Origin of the sequence: Novosphingobium sp. HII-3 (assembly GCF_002916655.1) — a bacterium.
Classification (GTDB): Bacteria; Pseudomonadota; Alphaproteobacteria; order Sphingomonadales; family Sphingomonadaceae; genus Novosphingobium; species Novosphingobium panipatense.
The window spans coordinates 1-13,610 of the sequence record NZ_PPSM01000045.1; the positions used below are offsets into that span (position 1 = coordinate 1).

A 13,610-nucleotide genomic window follows, 5' to 3' on the forward strand; every position below is an offset into this window, starting at 1 on the left:
GCGCGAAGTACTCCTTGGAGAGCGGCGGACGCTCGTACGGGTACTCCGGCTCCCGGCCGATGACGGTGATGGTTCCCTCGAACCCGTTCTGGCGCAGGGCAAGCGCGCACTGCGCACCCCCATGCCCTGCTCCCACGATGACAACGTCTGCTTTTTCCATCAAACCCGCTCAAGCACCACGGCAAGGCCTTGCCCGACCCCTATGCACATGAAGGCCAGCGCGTAGCGTCCACCTGTCCGATGCAGTTCCTCGACAGCCGAGAGCGCGATGCGGGCGCCCGACATGCCAAGGGGATGGCCAAGAGCGATCGCGCCTCCGTTCCGGTTCACCCGGTCGTCGAAGGGATCGATCCCGAGGTCGCGCAGGGTTGCGATCGCCTGGCTGGCGAACGCCTCATTGAGTTCAACCACGTCGAGATCGTCCGTGCCAAGGCCACTGCGCGCCAGCACCTTCTGCGCAGCCGCGACCGGACCGACCCCCATGATCCGAGGCGCGATCCCCGTTGCAGCCATACCGACGACACGCGCCCGCGGGGTGAGCCCATGGCGGATCGCCGCCTCCTCCGATGCGACGAGCATCGCCGCCGCGCCGTCGTTCAGTCCCGAAGCGTTGCCCGCCGTAACGGTCCCCTCCGGCTTCACCACCGGCTTCAGCTTCGCGAGAGCTTCAAGGCTGGTCGCGCGCAAGTGCTCATCATGCTCGAACAGCACGGAATCGCCCTTGCGCTGCGGGAGCGCTACAGGCACGATCTCGGCGGCGAAGCGACCGCTCGTCTGCGCGCGGGCGGCCTTCTCCTGGCTCGCGAGGGCGAACCGATCCTGTTCCTCACGGCTGACCTGGTACTGTTCGGCGACATTCTCGCCCGTCTGCGGCATGCTGTCGACGCCGTAAGCCGCCTTCATCGCAGGGTTCACGAACCGCCAGCCGAGCGTGGTGTCCTCGATCTTCTGGTCGCGGCCGAAGGCGCTGCCGGCCTTGCCCATGACGTAGGGCGCACGCGTCATGCTTTCCACGCCGCCCGCGATCAGGAACTGCGCATCACCACTCCGGATCGCCTGAGCCGCCATGCCGAGGGCATTCAGGCCCGACGAGCAGAGGCGGTTGACCGTCACGCCCGGTACGCATTCCGGCAGCCCCGCCAGCAGCGTGGCCATGCGGGCAACATTGCGGTTGTCTTCGCCCGCCTGATTGGCGCACCCCAGAATGACGTCGTCGAGGGCCTGCCACTCCGCTTTCGGGTTACGCTCCATCAGCGCCTTCAAAGGCAGCGCGGCAAGATCGTCGGCTCGTATGCCTGCAAGCGAACCGTTCAGCTTGCCGATGGGGGTGCGAACAGCGTCGCAGACGAAGGCTTCCGGCATGAGTTCAGCTTCCGAGGAATGAGACGAGCGCTGCAGCCAGCGGCTCGGGCGCCTCCAAAGGCGCCAGATGGGCCGTCTCAAGCGAGACGTGGACAGAGGATGGCATATGCGCGAGCAAGTGCTCTCCATGCCCGTCGAAGGGTGTCGAGCTGTCTCTGGTGCCTGTGACCACAAGCGTCGGCACCGTCAGACTTTCGATCCGCACGGCAAGATCCATGTCGCGAATGGCAGCGCCACTGGCCGCGTATCCTTCCGCATCCATGGTCAGCAATTGCCGCCGCACGGTTTCGACCACAGCCGGCTCCGCCTGGTCCGAAAGGAAGCGCCCCATGGCCAGATCGGCAATCGCGGCCATACCGGATGCGCGAACCGTTCCGATCCGGTCGCTCCAGGATGCGCGATCCATCGTTGCGGACGTGCAGACCAGCGCCAGCTTCTCGACCCGCTGCGGGGCCATTAGAGCCAGTTCCATGCCGATCATGCCGCCAAGCGACACACCGGCAAGCGAAAACGTCTCGAGCCCCGCCGCATCAGCGACGGCAGCCACATCCGCTGCCAGTCTCTCCAGCGTGCAATCCCCGGGTTCAGCCGTCGACGCACCGTGCCCGCGGGTGTCCATGCGCAGAATCGCGAAGCGGTCGCGCAGCAAGGGCAGGACAACGTCCCACAGATCCATGTCGGTGCCAATGGAATTGAGCAACACGAGCGCGGGAGCATTGTCCCTGCCGTCGCGCTTCCAGTACAGGCGTGCGCCTTCGACGTCGCAGAACGGCATCAGGCAACCGCCTCCGCAAGCGCAGACTTCAGGGGTGCGGCGGTTTTCTCCAGCACTTCCGCCTCGGTAACGCCCGGCGCCAACTCGATCAGTGTCAGGCCGCCGTCCTTGCGATCAACGGCAATCACCGCGAGATCCGAAACGATGAGGTCGACGCAAGCCTTGCCGGTCAACGGAAGCGTGCATTCCGGCAGGATCTTGGGCGCACCATTCTTGGCGACATGGTCCATGACCACGACGACGCGCTTGACACCGGCGACGAGGTCCATCGCGCCGCCCATGCCCTTCACCATTTTGCCGGGGATCGTCCAGTTGGCGAGGTCGCCTGCGGACGAAACCTCCATCGCGCCGAGCACCGCCATGTCGATGTGCCCGCCACGGATCATCGCGAAGCTGTCCGCGCTGGAGAAGAAGCTGGATGTCGGCAGTGCCGTGATGGTCTGCTTGCCAGCGTTGATGAGATCGGGATCAACGTCCTCGTCATAGGGGAACGGCCCGATGCCCAGCATGCCGTTCTCGCTCTGCAGCGTCACGTTCACGCCTTCCGGCACATGGTTGGCGACCAGTGTCGGGATGCCGATACCGAGGTTGACGTAGTAACCGTCGCGAAGTTCGCGGGCGGCCCGCGCAGCCATTTCATCACGGGTCCACGGCATTATGCTGCCTCCCTCTCACGGACGGTACGCTTTTCGATCCGTTTTTCATTGACGGTTGAGAGCACCACGCGATCGACGTAGATGCCCGGCGTGTGGATCGCATCAGGGTCGAACGTTCCGGCGGGCACGATTTCTTCCACTTCCGCGACGGTAACTTTTCCGGCTGTCGCCATGTTCGGGTTGAAGTTGCGCGCCGTCTTGCGGAACATGAGGTTGCCCGCCGAGTCTGCCCGCCAGGCCTTCACGATGGAGAGATCGGAGCGCAGCCACGTCTCGCGCACGTACTCCTCGCCCTCGAACATCTCGGTCGGCTTGCCTTCGGCTACGATCGTGCCAACCCCGGTCCTGGTATAGAAGGCCGGGATGCCTGCGCCGCCGGCGCGGATGCGCTCTGCCAGCGTGCCCTGCGGGTTCAATTCGAGTTCGAGCTCACCCGACAGGTACTGCTGCTCGAACAGCTTGTTCTCACCGACGTAGGAGGAGATCATCTTGCGCACCTGCCGGCTCTCCAGCAGCATCCACAGGCCAAATCCGTCCGCCCCGGCGTTGTTCGATACGACAGTCAGATCCTTGACGCCGGATTTGCGAATTTCGGGAATGAGGCTTTCGGGATTCCCTGAAAGGCCGAAGCCGCCGGACATGATCGTCATACCGTCGAACAGCAAGTCTTCCAGTGCTGCGGCGGGGCTATCGTAGATCTTCGACATTCTCTTCGCTCCTTCAGCCGATGTCGCCGCCAGCAACCGGCAGCACGGACCCGGTTACGTAGCTCGCCTCGTCCGAGGCCATGAAAAGGATCGGCGCGATCTGTTCCTCCAATGTGCCGTACCGCTTCATGAAGGTGGAGGCTGTCACCTGCTCGACGGCCTGTGCCATCCAGGCCTGCTCCTGCGCATTGTCGCCTTCCGCGTTGCGCGCCACGCGGCGGGGCGGCGCACTGGTGCCACCCGGCGCGGTTGCGACGACGCGGATACCCGCCTCGGCATATTCCATGGCGAGCGCCTGGGTGAGGCCGTTGATACCGCCTTTCGCTGCCGAATACGGCACCCGCCGGATACCACGCGTGGCGTTGGAGGATACGTTGACGATCGTTCCGGCGCCCTGTCCCAGCATTACGGGGAGCACAGCGTGGCAGCAGTACAAGGTCGGCATCAGCGAGCGGCGGATTTCCGCGTCGATCTGGCTGGGCTCGAACTCGGCATACGGACGCATCCGGATCGCTCCTCCCACATTGTTGACCAGGATGTCGATCCGACCAAACGCCGCCGTTGCGGCTTCGATGGCTGTCGCGGCGCCCTCGTAGGTTTCCAGGTCGCATTGCACCGAAACAGCCTGGCCGCCGCGTGCAACGACTGCGTCTTCGACCTCTGTCACGAACGGGGCCCGATCAACCAGCACAAGGCTGGCGCCCTCCGCAGCGGCGCGAGCGGCCACCCCGGCGCCGATGCCCTGTGCGGCGCCTGTCACCACCATGACTTTGTCCGCGAAGCGTCCCTGGAAGATCACCGCCTGCTCCTTAAACGTGGTAGACGTCGATGACCTGATGAATGTAGTCGTCCTTGAGGACGATCTTCTTCTTCAGGATCTTCGGCGCTTCGCCGCTGACGTCCAGCGTAAGGAACGTCGTTCCGAAGAACTGCGCCGTCTGCTGATAGCGATGGCTGAGAGTGTGCCAGTTATAGCGCAGATCGACCTTGCCCTCACGCGTCTCCAGCACTTCGACATTCGCGATGAAGTGTGCGGTCCTGGCTTCGGGCGTGCTTGCCGACGAGCGCTCCGTATTCAGACGGTATACGCGATCTTCGAGACCCTTGCGGTTCGCATAGTAGATCAGGGAGATCTCTGTCTGCGGATCTTCGGTCAGCGCGTCATCGTCGGTCCACGCCGGCATCCAGTACTCGGCCTCGTGATCGTAGCATTCAAGCCACTCGTCAAACCGCCGGTCGTCGAGGAGGCGCGCCTCCCGATAGAGGAATGCGCAGATCTCGGGGTAGGACAGCGTCGAACTGGTCTTGTCGAGAACCTGTGTCATTCTGCGGCCTCCAGCATGGGCTGCGCGTCCTTCTCAAGACCGACGAGCATGATCTTCGCCCAGAACTCGTGCTGGCGCACGAAGAGCCCCTCATCCTCGCTTCGTTCGCTGGAGAGCAAGGGGTTCATCCCCATGGCCCGGGCGTTCTCGTCAGGCCCGTCGATCCAGCGCTTGGCACCGCGGCTGAGGTCGTTCCAGAGTTCACCTGCTCCCTCGTAGGCGGACTGGCAGCTGCGGAATTCCTCGAGATCGTCCGGCGTACCCATGCCGGTCACGTTGAAGAAGTCCTCGTACTGACGGATGCGATGCGCCCGATCCTCGGCGCTCTCGCCCTTGGGAGCGTAGCAGTAGATCGTCACTTCCGTGGTGTGGACGTCTATCGGACGTACGACGCGGATCTGCGTCGAGAACTGGTCCATCAGGAAGACATTGGGGTAAAGCGCCAGATTGCGGGTCTGTTCAAGGATGAACCTTGCCCTCTGTTCGCCCAGTCGCTCCACAAGGCGGTCCTTGTGGTTCCAGATCGGGCGCACTTCGGGATTCAGGACTTGCGTCCAGAGCAGGATGTGGCCGTGCTCGAAACCGTAGACACCGCTCGCCGGAGCCTTGGACCACCCGTTGGCGTCGACAGCCTTGGTTCCACCTTCGGCGCGGCGGCCCATGGTGGACTGGTAGTTCTCGTGAACGGAGCTGACGTGATAGCCATCGCAGCCGTTCTCCATCTGCATCTTCCAGTTGCCGTCGAAGGTGTATGTGGAATTGCCGGTGAGCACTTCCAGGCCTTCAGGCGCCTGATCGACCATCTGGTCGATGATGACCTTCGCTTCGCCGAGGTGCTCTTCCAGCGGAAGGACGTCGTGATTGAGCGACGCAAAGATGAAGCCGCGATAGCTCTCCACGCGGGCGCGGGTCAGGTCGTGCGATCCCTCGTGATCGAAGCTCTCGGGATAAGCACCGGTGCTGGCGTCCTTTGCCCGCAGGAGCGTACCGTCGGTCTTGAAGCTCCAGCCGTGGAAGGGGCAGACGAACAGAGGCTGGTTGCCGCGCTTGCGGCGGCAAAGCTTGGCGCCCCGGTGTGCGCAGGCGTTCACCACACAGTTGAAGCCGCCGTCCTTGGCACGGGTCAGGATCACGGGCGTCCGCCCGATCCAGGTGGTGAAGTAGTCGTTCTTCTTCTCGACCTGGCTCTCATGCGCGATGTAGACCCAGTTGCTCTCGAAGATGTACTTCATCTCGAGCTCGAACAGGGCCGGGTCCGTGAAGACGTCCCGCCGGCAGCGGAATATCCCGGCCTCGTGATCGTCGACCACTGCGGTCGCGACGCGCTCCATCAGATGTTCGTGCATGATCCTGTCTCCCGTTGTCTATTGAGGTCAGGCGACCTCGGTCTCCGCCTGCGCTTCGGCGCGAGCGCGCGTGGAGAAGCCCTGTTCCCGGGTTCCCTGGGCACGCTGAAGCTGGAAGTCGAAGGCGATGTAGGCGGTGTCACCCTGCCGCGTCGGCACCGGCAGCAGGCCTTCGCGAGTGGCAAAGGCGAAGTCGTCCGCCGCGAAGGGGTCATCGCCGAAGTTGATCTGCGTGGTCAGAGTGCGATAACCCGGAGCCTCCACGAAGAAGTGGACGTGCGCCGGGCGATGGCCGTGACGCCCCAGCCCCTGCATGAGCTGGTCCGTGGCACCGCCCGGGGGCACGGAGTAGCCGCTCGGCTGCTTCGAATGGAAGGCGTAGCGGCCGTCCGCTCCGACCTTGATGCGGCGCCGGTTGTTGAACGGCGTCTGCTCTCCCGTGGGATCGAAGTGCGAATACCAGCCCTTGGAATTGGCGTGCCAGACGTGGAGGATCGCGTCCTGCACGACTTCGCCGTCCGGCCCCGTGATCGTGCCGGTCATGTGAAGGACCTCTGCATCTTCATCCGGATCGGACGTGAGATTGACGTTGCCTTCCATCAGCGGCGCACCGGCGACATAAAGCGGCCCTTCGATGGTGCGCGGCGTGCCGCCCGTAAGCCCGGCGTCGGCGTCCTTGGCATCCATGTAGAGGTCGAGGAAGTGCTCAAGACCCACGCCGGGCACGATGAGACCGATCTCTCCCGCGCCATCGGCAAGGAACTTCATCGCTGTCCAGAATTCGTTCTCGGAGATATCGTGCTTGACGATCACCTCCATCACGCTCTCGGTCAGGTCGCGCATGATGCCCTTCAGGCGCGCGTTGCCGCCGCTCTCGTTCACACCGGAGGCGCGATCGAGGAGCTGCTGGATCTCAGGGGTCTTTACGAAGTTGACGTCCATTTTATTCTCTCCCGAACTCAAGAAAGGACGATTACCGATCGTCGTCATGGATGCTGGAGGGGTGCCGGCACAGGGGCGTCACCTTCATGGTCATGAAGGGATAAAGCGGCAGTCCCATGAGGGTGTCGTGCAGCGCGGCGTTGCTCTCGACGTCGAAGATCGACACGTTGGAATAGAGACCGACCTTGCGCCAGATGTGACGCCAGGTTCCCGCTGCCTGGAGCTTCTGAAAGTAGGCCTTTTCCTCAGCCTTGATCCGCGCCGCCTCGGAAGGATCGAAGGCCAGCGGGATGTTGACGTCCATTTCGACCATGAACAGCATGGGTTTCAGGCTCCTGCGTTGGCGGCTTGGGTAGAGGCAGCGGCGACTACGGTGGCATTGCGGTCCCGCCGGAAGAAAGCGATCTTGTCCTCGTCCAGCGATACGCCCAGCCCAGGTCCCGTCGGTACGGCGAGGGAGAAATCCACATAGCCCAGCGGCTCGGAGAGGATTTCCTCCGTCTGCAGCAGTGGGCCGAACAGCTCCGTGCCCCAGGCCAGTTCCGGCACTGTTGCAAAGACCTGGGCAGAAGCCGCCGTCCCTACGCCGCCCTCGAGCATGGTGCCGCCATAGAGGCCGATGCCTGCGGCCGTCCCGATGGCTGCAACTTCTGCGGCGGCGAAGAGACCGCCCGACTGCGCGATCTTCAGCGCGAACACGCTCGCCGCGCTTGAGGACGCGATGCGAAAGGCGCTGCGCGGCCCGTTGAGAGCCTCGTCCGCCATGAGGGGGATGTGCTGCAACCGCGACAACCGCGCCATCGCACCCAGCGCGTCGCCGGGCACCGGCTGCTCGACAAGGTCGCAGCCCACATCGTGCAGCATGGCCATGCCGAGCTTGGCCTGCGCCTCCGACCAGTTCTGGTTCACGTCGACGCGAACACTCGCCCGGTCACCAAGGGCCTTGCAGATCGCACCCACATGGGCAACGTCGTCACGCAGGTCCCGCTTGCCGATCTTGAGCTTGAATATGCGGTGACGACGCTTGTCCAGCATCTCCTCACCTTCGGCTATGTCACGGGCGGTATCACCGCTCGCCAGCGTCCAGGCGATCGGGAGACTGTCCCGCACGCGTCCGCCGCCGATCAGTTCGGAAACAGGCACTCCCATCCGCTTGCCCGCCATGTCGAGAAGCGCGGTCTCGACGGCGCACTTGGCGAAGTGGTTTGCGCGAACGCACTTCGCCACCTTGGCCATCGTCGCTGCCACCTGGGAAAGATCGCACGCTTCGAGAACGGGGATGATATAGGTATCGATGGCCGACTTGATGCTCTCGGGACTTTCTTCCCCGTAGCTGAGGCCGCCGATCGTCGTGCCCTCACCTATGCCCTCGACCCCGTCGGAGTCCACAAGCCGGACGATCACCATGGACTGTCCGTGCATTGTCGCCATCGCCAGCACATGCGGGCGTATCGTCGGCACATCGACGATGAAGGTATCAGCTCGGCTCAACACGGCCATTGCGGCGACTCTCCCGGATGCGTAGCTTTCGACAGGAGAGATAACCCCGCGCAAAGATCCGTTCAAAGATCAATGCGGTCAGAAAATCATACCCTGGAGGTATTTCAGTGATCGACATGCGTCTTCTGCGCTACTTCGTGACAGTGGCCGACGAAGGCAATTTCAACCGGGCGGCAGAACGGCTGCACATCGCGCAGCCGCCTCTTTCGCGGGCTATTCAGCAGCTTGAGGCGCAAATCGGGGCGCCGCTGCTCGACCGCTCGAACCGGCCCTTGCGCCTGACGGCGGTGGGCCGTCTCCTACATGCCCAGGCCGTACAGATACTCGCGCGGATGGAAGATGTGGAAACGATGGTGAAAGCGGCGGCCAATAGCGAGCGGCGGCGCCTGGTGATCGGCTTTGTCGCCTCGACAATCTATGCGCGCCTTCCCGAACTGATCCGTGAATTCCGCAAGACAGCCGATGGCGTTGAACTCGTGATGGTGGAAAGCACGACGCTGGACCAGATCGCCGCTCTGAAGGATGGCCGCATAGATGTCGGCTTCGGTCGCATCCGCTTCGAAGACCCAGCGGTTCGGCGGATCATCCTTCGGGACGAAAAGCTTGTAGCGGCCTTCTCTCTCGATCACCCGCTGGCGCGGGGTGAAGGGCCGATCTCCCTGCGTGACTTGGCGGACGAGCCTCAGATCATCTATCCGCGCGCACCGCGTCCCAGCTATGCCGACCAGGTCATCTCACTCTTTCGCGATCACGCGATCGAACCGCGCATCGTGCATGAAGCTCGCGAGTTGCAGATCGCTATTGGCCTCGTGGCTGCAGAGGAGGGCATGGCTATCGTGCCGGAGTCCGTGCGTCGCGCCCGCAGCCATGACGTGGCGTTCCGGGAACTGAGCGAACTGGCAACATCCCCTATCATCATGAGCCATCGTTCTGGTGACCGATCCCCGGAGCTGGCCCTCATCGCAGGCGTAATCGCCCGCAAATATGCCGAGTGGGGCTATGACGTTCCGACCGCGCTTCTGGAGGAACTGTAAGGGGTTGGAGTACTATATATACCCTATGCGTATGGCGATGTGACTCAACTAGTATTTCTCTGAACTCGATAGATCATTCACCTTCCAGCAGAATCACGCAATGTGACACGGGAGAGGAATCGATATGCAAGGTATCGATGTAGGTCGGCTGATAGACGAAGCCAGATTTGGTAATGTACATCTAAAAATAATCATCGCCTGTGCCATCCTGCTGATAGTCGATGGCTACGATGTCTTCATCTACGGAGTCGTACTTCCGCAGCTTATGGAGAGCTGGAACCTTACGGCGCCACAAGCGGGATCTCTCGCAAGCTGGGCCCTGTTCGGCATGATGTCCGGTGCACTGGTCTTCGGACCGTTGGGGGATCGTATCGGTCGGAAGAAGTGCATCACCGTATGCTTCACTCTGTTCAGCACGGCGACGTTCCTCAACGGCTTCGCCAGCACTCCCACGATGTTCGGTGTGCTGCGCTTCGCCGCCGGGCTCGGCTGTGGTGGACTCATGCCCAACGCGGTCGCTCTCACCAACGAATACGCGCCCAAGCGCATGCGTAGCACTCTCGTCGCCCTGATGTTCAGCGGCTACGCGATCGGCGGCATGGTTGCGGCCGGCTTGGGAATCTGGCTGCTGCCGCTCTTTGGCTGGCAGGCGATGTTCTTTGCCGCCGCCGTTCCGCTTCTCATGCTTCCGCTGATCCTGCGCAGCATTCCGGAGTCCGTCGGCTTTCTCATCCGCAACGGCGAGCAGGAGAAGGCACGCTCCATCCTGCAGCGCCTCGCTCCACACACCGGAGGTCGCCAGCCGCTCGTCTACGAGGAGGCGACAGGTGAGCGCGCCGCAGTATCGGAGCTGTTTCGTCACAACCGGACGCTCGGCACGCTTTCGATGTGGCTCTGCTTCTTCTGCTGCCTTCTGATGGTCTACGCCCTCGGGTCCTGGCTGCCGCAGCTCATGCGCAGCGCCGGGTACAGCTTGGGATCCAGTCTGTCCTTCCTCCTTGCGCTGAACTTCGGCGGCATGTTCGGCGCCATCGCCGGCGGGCGCCTGGCCGATCGGTTCGGGCTGCCGCGTGTCGTCATGGCCTATTTCGGCCTTGGCGCATTGTGCATCGCCCTGCTGGGCCTCAACAGCCCCATGCCGGTGCTTTACCTGCTGATCTTCATTGCCGGCGCGGGAACAACCGGCACGCAGATCCTACTCTACGCCAGCGTGGCGGAGTTCTACAGCCTCTCGGTGCGTTCCACCGGGCTTGGCTGGGCTTCGGGAATGGGACGCGTGGGCGCCATCGTCGGCCCGATGCTGGGCGGTGTGTTGCTAGCCGCGCAGCTTCCGATGGCGCTCAACTTCATCGCCTTCGCGGTGCCGGGCATCGTCTCGGTGCTGGCAACTGCCCTTTACATGGTGAGCCGTAGCCGTCAGCACGCGCTGCAGGGCAATCCCTTCCCAGCCTGACCATGAGCATGACAGTGCGGCAGACGACGTTGATCCCGGCAGTCATTGCCGGGATCATCGCCACCACCATCTCCTACGCGGGACCGCTGGTCATCGTGTTCCAGGCAGCGCGGAGCCTTGAGCCTTCGCTCGTCGCTTCGTGGATCTGGGCGATCTCGATTGGAAGCGGCGTGCTCGGCATCGTTCTGAGCTGGCGCTGGCGCGTTCCGGTCGTCATCGCATGGTCGGCTCCGGGATCGGCCCTGCTGGTGACAATGCTTCCGCACACGGACTTCGCCACGGCGGTGGGCGCGTACATAGTTGCCAACCTCGCTGTTCTTGCCGTGGGCGCCTCGGGTGCGTTCGACCGCCTGATGAAACGACTGCCGAGCGCCATCACTGCAGCCATGCTGGCCGGCATCCTCTTCCGCTTCGTGATCGACATGGTCGGCGCGGTTCCCTCGTCGCCGCTCATGGTGATCGCGATGATCCTCGTGTTCTTCGCGGGGCGCGTCACGACGCCGCGGTACGCCGTCGTTGCGGTCCTTGTGACCGGGATCGCTGTAACTCTGGTCGGAGACGGCTTCACCGGCGCAATCGGGCCCCCTCGCCTGACGCTGCCGGTCTGGACTACACCGCGGTTCGACTGGGCTGCCGCAGCCAACATCGCCTTGCCGCTGGCGATCGTGTCACTGACAGGGCAGTTCCTCCCCGGCGTCGCCGTAATGCGCAGTGCGGGGTATGAAAAACCGGATGCGCGACCGATCATCTCGGCAAGCGCGATCGGTTCGATCCTCCTCGCGCCGTTCGGCTGTCACGGCCTCAACCTCGCAGCCTTCACAGCCGCGATTTGCCTTGGCCCAGACGCTCATCCCGATCCCGCCAGGCGGTACGTTGCCGGCATTGCAGGGGGCGTGACCTACCTCGTCTTCGGAGCCTTCGCCGCCACCGTCCTCGCACTCTTCGCCGCGCTTCCCGCAACCCTGGTGGCAGCACTGGCCGGGCTTGCCTTGTTTCCCGTCGTTTCCAGCGCGCTCAGCGCCGCGCTTCTCACGGAAAGCGAGCGTGACGGAGCACTTGTTACCTTCGCCGTCAGTGCATCGGGGATGACCTTGGCCGGTCTTGGTTCCGCATTCTGGGGACTTGTCTTCGGCCTCGGCATCCACTTCCTTCAGGCTTTCATCAAAACGGGTGCGAACGGCACAAGACACACCCTCGGGCGCTAAAAGTTACAAAATTCGGGAGAGTTTGAATGTTGAATATAATGGCATACGCCTTGTCAGCTGCGGCTGCCCAGGCTCCGGCCACCGTCCCTGCCGCCAGCCCAGAACGTCCTTCGGCTACGACAGATGCGAGTGCACGCGGTGAAATCGTCGCTCCCGCACCCGCGAGTTCGAACCGGACGGAGGCTCCTCAACCTTCGTTCAAGCCCATCAATCATGATGAGGACTATTCCAGCTTCCGCACCGTGCGGGACACCAACCTGTGGACGCGTCTGAAGTATATTCCCATAGCAGGCAAAACCTACGCCACGCTGGGCGGAGAACTGCGCCTTCGCCCGGAGATCCGCATCGGAGAACGGTGGGGACGTGGTCCGCAGGACGACAATGGGAATTTCCAGCAGCGCACCCGGGTGTGGGGTGACCTTCATGTCGAGGGCGTGCTGCGGGCTTTCGTAGATCTGGAACATGCCACCAGTTCCGGCCTCGACTCCGTCGTCGCTCCCGTCGAAGAAGGACGGCTCGACTTCAACCAGGCCTTCGTCGAAGCAAGCGTACCCGCGGGCTCGGCCGTCATTACAGCCCGCCTCGGCCGCCAGGAAGTCGGCATCGGCAACTACACCGTTTTCGATATGCGAGAAGGAGCGAACACGCGGCGCTCACTCGATGTTCTTCGGGTGATGGGCAAAGTTGGCAAATGGGACGGCGGCTTTCTCACGGGGCACGCACTCCTGGAGAAACTCGGCACGTTCGACGATGAAACCAACCACGCGTATGATGTCACCGCCTTCCACGCAGGCCGCAACTTCGGCGAAGGAGATCGAACCGGGCGGGCAGAGGCGCTATTCGTTACCTCAGATCGTGCCAGCATTGCGTTCGACTCCGCGCCGGCAGCACGTGACCAGCGCCGCACCCTTTCGGCGCACTATGTGGGCAAGGCCGGTGCCTGGGGACTCGATGTCGAGGGCATACGGCAGTGGGGCTCCTTCGGCGAGCTCGACATCGACGCCTACTACGTCACCGGTACGGTGTCGCATTCATGGAAGCAGGGCTGGAAGCCGAAGCTTGCGCTCCGCGTGGACGTCGGCTCGGGCGACCGTAATCCAAACGACGGCAAGCTTGGGACATACGGCCCGCTCTTTCCCCGGCCGCTTACATACAACGGCGATCTTGGACCTCAGAACTGCGTGTTTCGGAAAGTCCCGGACAGCGATTCCGGTAAGTCGCGGACAGTGATTTCAGAAAGTCCCGGACAGGCATTTCGCTAAGTCCCGGACAGTTTGTGCGGTTGGTCATTGGGTGCGCCGGTTT

15 protein-coding genes are annotated in these 13,610 nt (G+C 63.0%); 4 read left to right on the plus strand and 11 right to left on the minus strand.

Going from position 1 to position 13,610, the window contains the following annotated elements; genetic code table 11:
- The 11 genes from C2R25_RS15060 to C2R25_RS15110 form a co-directional block, all read right to left on the minus strand.
- On the minus strand, nucleotides 1-160 hold a 160-nt coding region (locus tag C2R25_RS15060; protein WP_158250679.1), incomplete at its 3' end, for an FAD-dependent oxidoreductase.
- On the minus strand, nucleotides 160-1,362 hold the full coding sequence (gene pcaF, locus C2R25_RS15065) for a 3-oxoadipyl-CoA thiolase (RefSeq protein ID WP_103729995.1): 1,203 nt from the start codon (nucleotides 1,360-1,362) through the stop codon (nucleotides 160-162). The genes C2R25_RS15060 and pcaF, both read right to left, overlap by 1 nt.
- Before the next feature lie 4 nt (nucleotides 1,363-1,366).
- The gene (locus C2R25_RS15070) at nucleotides 1,367-2,137 is read right to left on the minus strand and encodes an alpha/beta fold hydrolase (RefSeq protein WP_103729996.1); all 771 of its coding nucleotides are present in this window, start codon (nucleotides 2,135-2,137) and stop codon (nucleotides 1,367-1,369) included.
- On the minus strand, nucleotides 2,137-2,793 hold the full coding sequence (locus tag C2R25_RS15075) for a 3-oxoacid CoA-transferase subunit B (RefSeq protein ID WP_103729997.1): 657 nt from the start codon (nucleotides 2,791-2,793) through the stop codon (nucleotides 2,137-2,139). The genes C2R25_RS15070 and C2R25_RS15075 overlap by 1 nt, the downstream gene beginning before the upstream one ends.
- Entirely contained in the window at nucleotides 2,793-3,500 is a 708-nt protein-coding gene (locus C2R25_RS15080) for a CoA transferase subunit A (RefSeq protein WP_103729998.1), read from the minus strand. The genes C2R25_RS15075 and C2R25_RS15080 overlap by 1 nt, the downstream gene beginning before the upstream one ends.
- Before the next feature lie 13 nt (nucleotides 3,501-3,513).
- Nucleotides 3,514-4,299: a benzoate diol dehydrogenase BenD gene (gene benD / locus C2R25_RS15085; RefSeq protein ID WP_103729999.1), complete on the minus strand. Its 786-nt coding sequence runs from the start codon at nucleotides 4,297-4,299 to the stop codon at nucleotides 3,514-3,516.
- Between the two features lie 10 nt (nucleotides 4,300-4,309).
- Entirely contained in the window at nucleotides 4,310-4,825 is a 516-nt protein-coding gene (gene benB / locus C2R25_RS15090) for a benzoate 1,2-dioxygenase small subunit (RefSeq protein WP_103730000.1), read from the minus strand.
- Nucleotides 4,822-6,171, minus strand: coding sequence for a Rieske 2Fe-2S domain-containing protein (locus tag C2R25_RS15095; protein ID WP_103730001.1), 1,350 nt, complete (start codon nucleotides 6,169-6,171; stop codon nucleotides 4,822-4,824). The genes benB and C2R25_RS15095 overlap by 4 nt, the downstream gene beginning before the upstream one ends.
- A gap of 27 nt (nucleotides 6,172-6,198) precedes the next feature.
- Nucleotides 6,199-7,113 (minus strand): dioxygenase, encoded by a 915-nt coding sequence (locus C2R25_RS15100; protein ID WP_103730002.1) that lies wholly within the window; start codon nucleotides 7,111-7,113, stop codon nucleotides 6,199-6,201.
- A 31-nt stretch (nucleotides 7,114-7,144) separates the two neighbouring features.
- Nucleotides 7,145-7,435, minus strand: a complete 291-nt coding sequence (gene catC / locus C2R25_RS15105) for a muconolactone Delta-isomerase (protein WP_103730003.1) — start codon at nucleotides 7,433-7,435, stop codon at nucleotides 7,145-7,147.
- A gap of 5 nt (nucleotides 7,436-7,440) precedes the next feature.
- Nucleotides 7,441-8,613, minus strand: a complete 1,173-nt coding sequence (locus C2R25_RS15110; protein WP_103730004.1) for a muconate/chloromuconate family cycloisomerase — start codon at nucleotides 8,611-8,613, stop codon at nucleotides 7,441-7,443.
- Nucleotides 8,614-8,723: 110 nt separating this feature from the next.
- Between C2R25_RS15110 and C2R25_RS15115 the strand changes: the two genes are divergently transcribed.
- The 4 genes from C2R25_RS15115 to C2R25_RS15130 all read left to right on the plus strand — a co-directional run bounded on the left by C2R25_RS15115 (nucleotide 8,724) and on the right by C2R25_RS15130 (nucleotide 13,567).
- Nucleotides 8,724-9,647, plus strand: a complete 924-nt coding sequence (locus tag C2R25_RS15115) for a LysR family transcriptional regulator (protein WP_103730008.1) — start codon at nucleotides 8,724-8,726, stop codon at nucleotides 9,645-9,647.
- Nucleotides 9,648-9,771: 124 nt separating this feature from the next.
- Nucleotides 9,772-11,100 carry an aromatic acid/H+ symport family MFS transporter gene (locus C2R25_RS15120; RefSeq protein WP_103730005.1) on the plus strand — a complete coding sequence of 443 codons (1,329 nt, stop codon included), beginning with the start codon at nucleotides 9,772-9,774 and terminating at the stop codon, nucleotides 11,098-11,100.
- Nucleotides 11,101-11,102: 2 nt separating this feature from the next.
- Complete coding sequence (locus C2R25_RS15125) at nucleotides 11,103-12,305, plus strand: benzoate/H(+) symporter BenE family transporter (RefSeq protein WP_103730006.1); 1,203 nt, start codon at nucleotides 11,103-11,105, stop codon at nucleotides 12,303-12,305.
- Nucleotides 12,306-12,331: 26 nt separating this feature from the next.
- Entirely contained in the window at nucleotides 12,332-13,567 is a 1,236-nt protein-coding gene (locus tag C2R25_RS15130; protein ID WP_103730007.1) for an alginate export family protein, read from the plus strand.
- The last annotated feature ends 43 nt before the right edge of the window (nucleotides 13,568-13,610 follow it).

What these genes read in the sequence shown, in the direction of transcription:
- C2R25_RS15070 (WP_103729996.1), bottom strand. Translation starts at nt 2,137, where the DNA reads ATGCCGTTCTGCGACGTCGAAGGCGCACGCCTGTACTGGAAGCGCGAC.
- C2R25_RS15080 (WP_103729998.1), bottom strand. Translation starts at nt 3,500, where the DNA reads ATGTCGAAGATCTACGATAGCCCCGCCGCAGCACTGGAAGACTTGCTG.
- catC (WP_103730003.1), bottom strand. Translation starts at nt 7,435, where the DNA reads ATGCTGTTCATGGTCGAAATGGACGTCAACATCCCGCTGGCCTTCGAT.
- pcaF (WP_103729995.1), bottom strand. Translation starts at nt 1,362, where the DNA reads ATGCCGGAAGCCTTCGTCTGCGACGCTGTTCGCACCCCCATCGGCAAG.
- C2R25_RS15100 (WP_103730002.1), bottom strand. Translation starts at nt 7,113, where the DNA reads ATGGACGTCAACTTCGTAAAGACCCCTGAGATCCAGCAGCTCCTCGAT.
- benB (WP_103730000.1), bottom strand. Translation starts at nt 4,825, where the DNA reads ATGACACAGGTTCTCGACAAGACCAGTTCGACGCTGTCCTACCCCGAG.
- C2R25_RS15130 (WP_103730007.1), top strand. Translation starts at nt 12,332, where the DNA reads ATGTTGAATATAATGGCATACGCCTTGTCAGCTGCGGCTGCCCAGGCT.
- C2R25_RS15110 (WP_103730004.1), bottom strand. Translation starts at nt 8,613, where the DNA reads ATGGCCGTGTTGAGCCGAGCTGATACCTTCATCGTCGATGTGCCGACG.
- C2R25_RS15095 (WP_103730001.1), bottom strand. Translation starts at nt 6,171, where the DNA reads ATGCACGAACATCTGATGGAGCGCGTCGCGACCGCAGTGGTCGACGAT.
- C2R25_RS15125 (WP_103730006.1), top strand. Translation starts at nt 11,103, where the DNA reads ATGAGCATGACAGTGCGGCAGACGACGTTGATCCCGGCAGTCATTGCC.
- C2R25_RS15075 (WP_103729997.1), bottom strand. Translation starts at nt 2,793, where the DNA reads ATGCCGTGGACCCGTGATGAAATGGCTGCGCGGGCCGCCCGCGAACTT.
- C2R25_RS15120 (WP_103730005.1), top strand. Translation starts at nt 9,772, where the DNA reads ATGCAAGGTATCGATGTAGGTCGGCTGATAGACGAAGCCAGATTTGGT.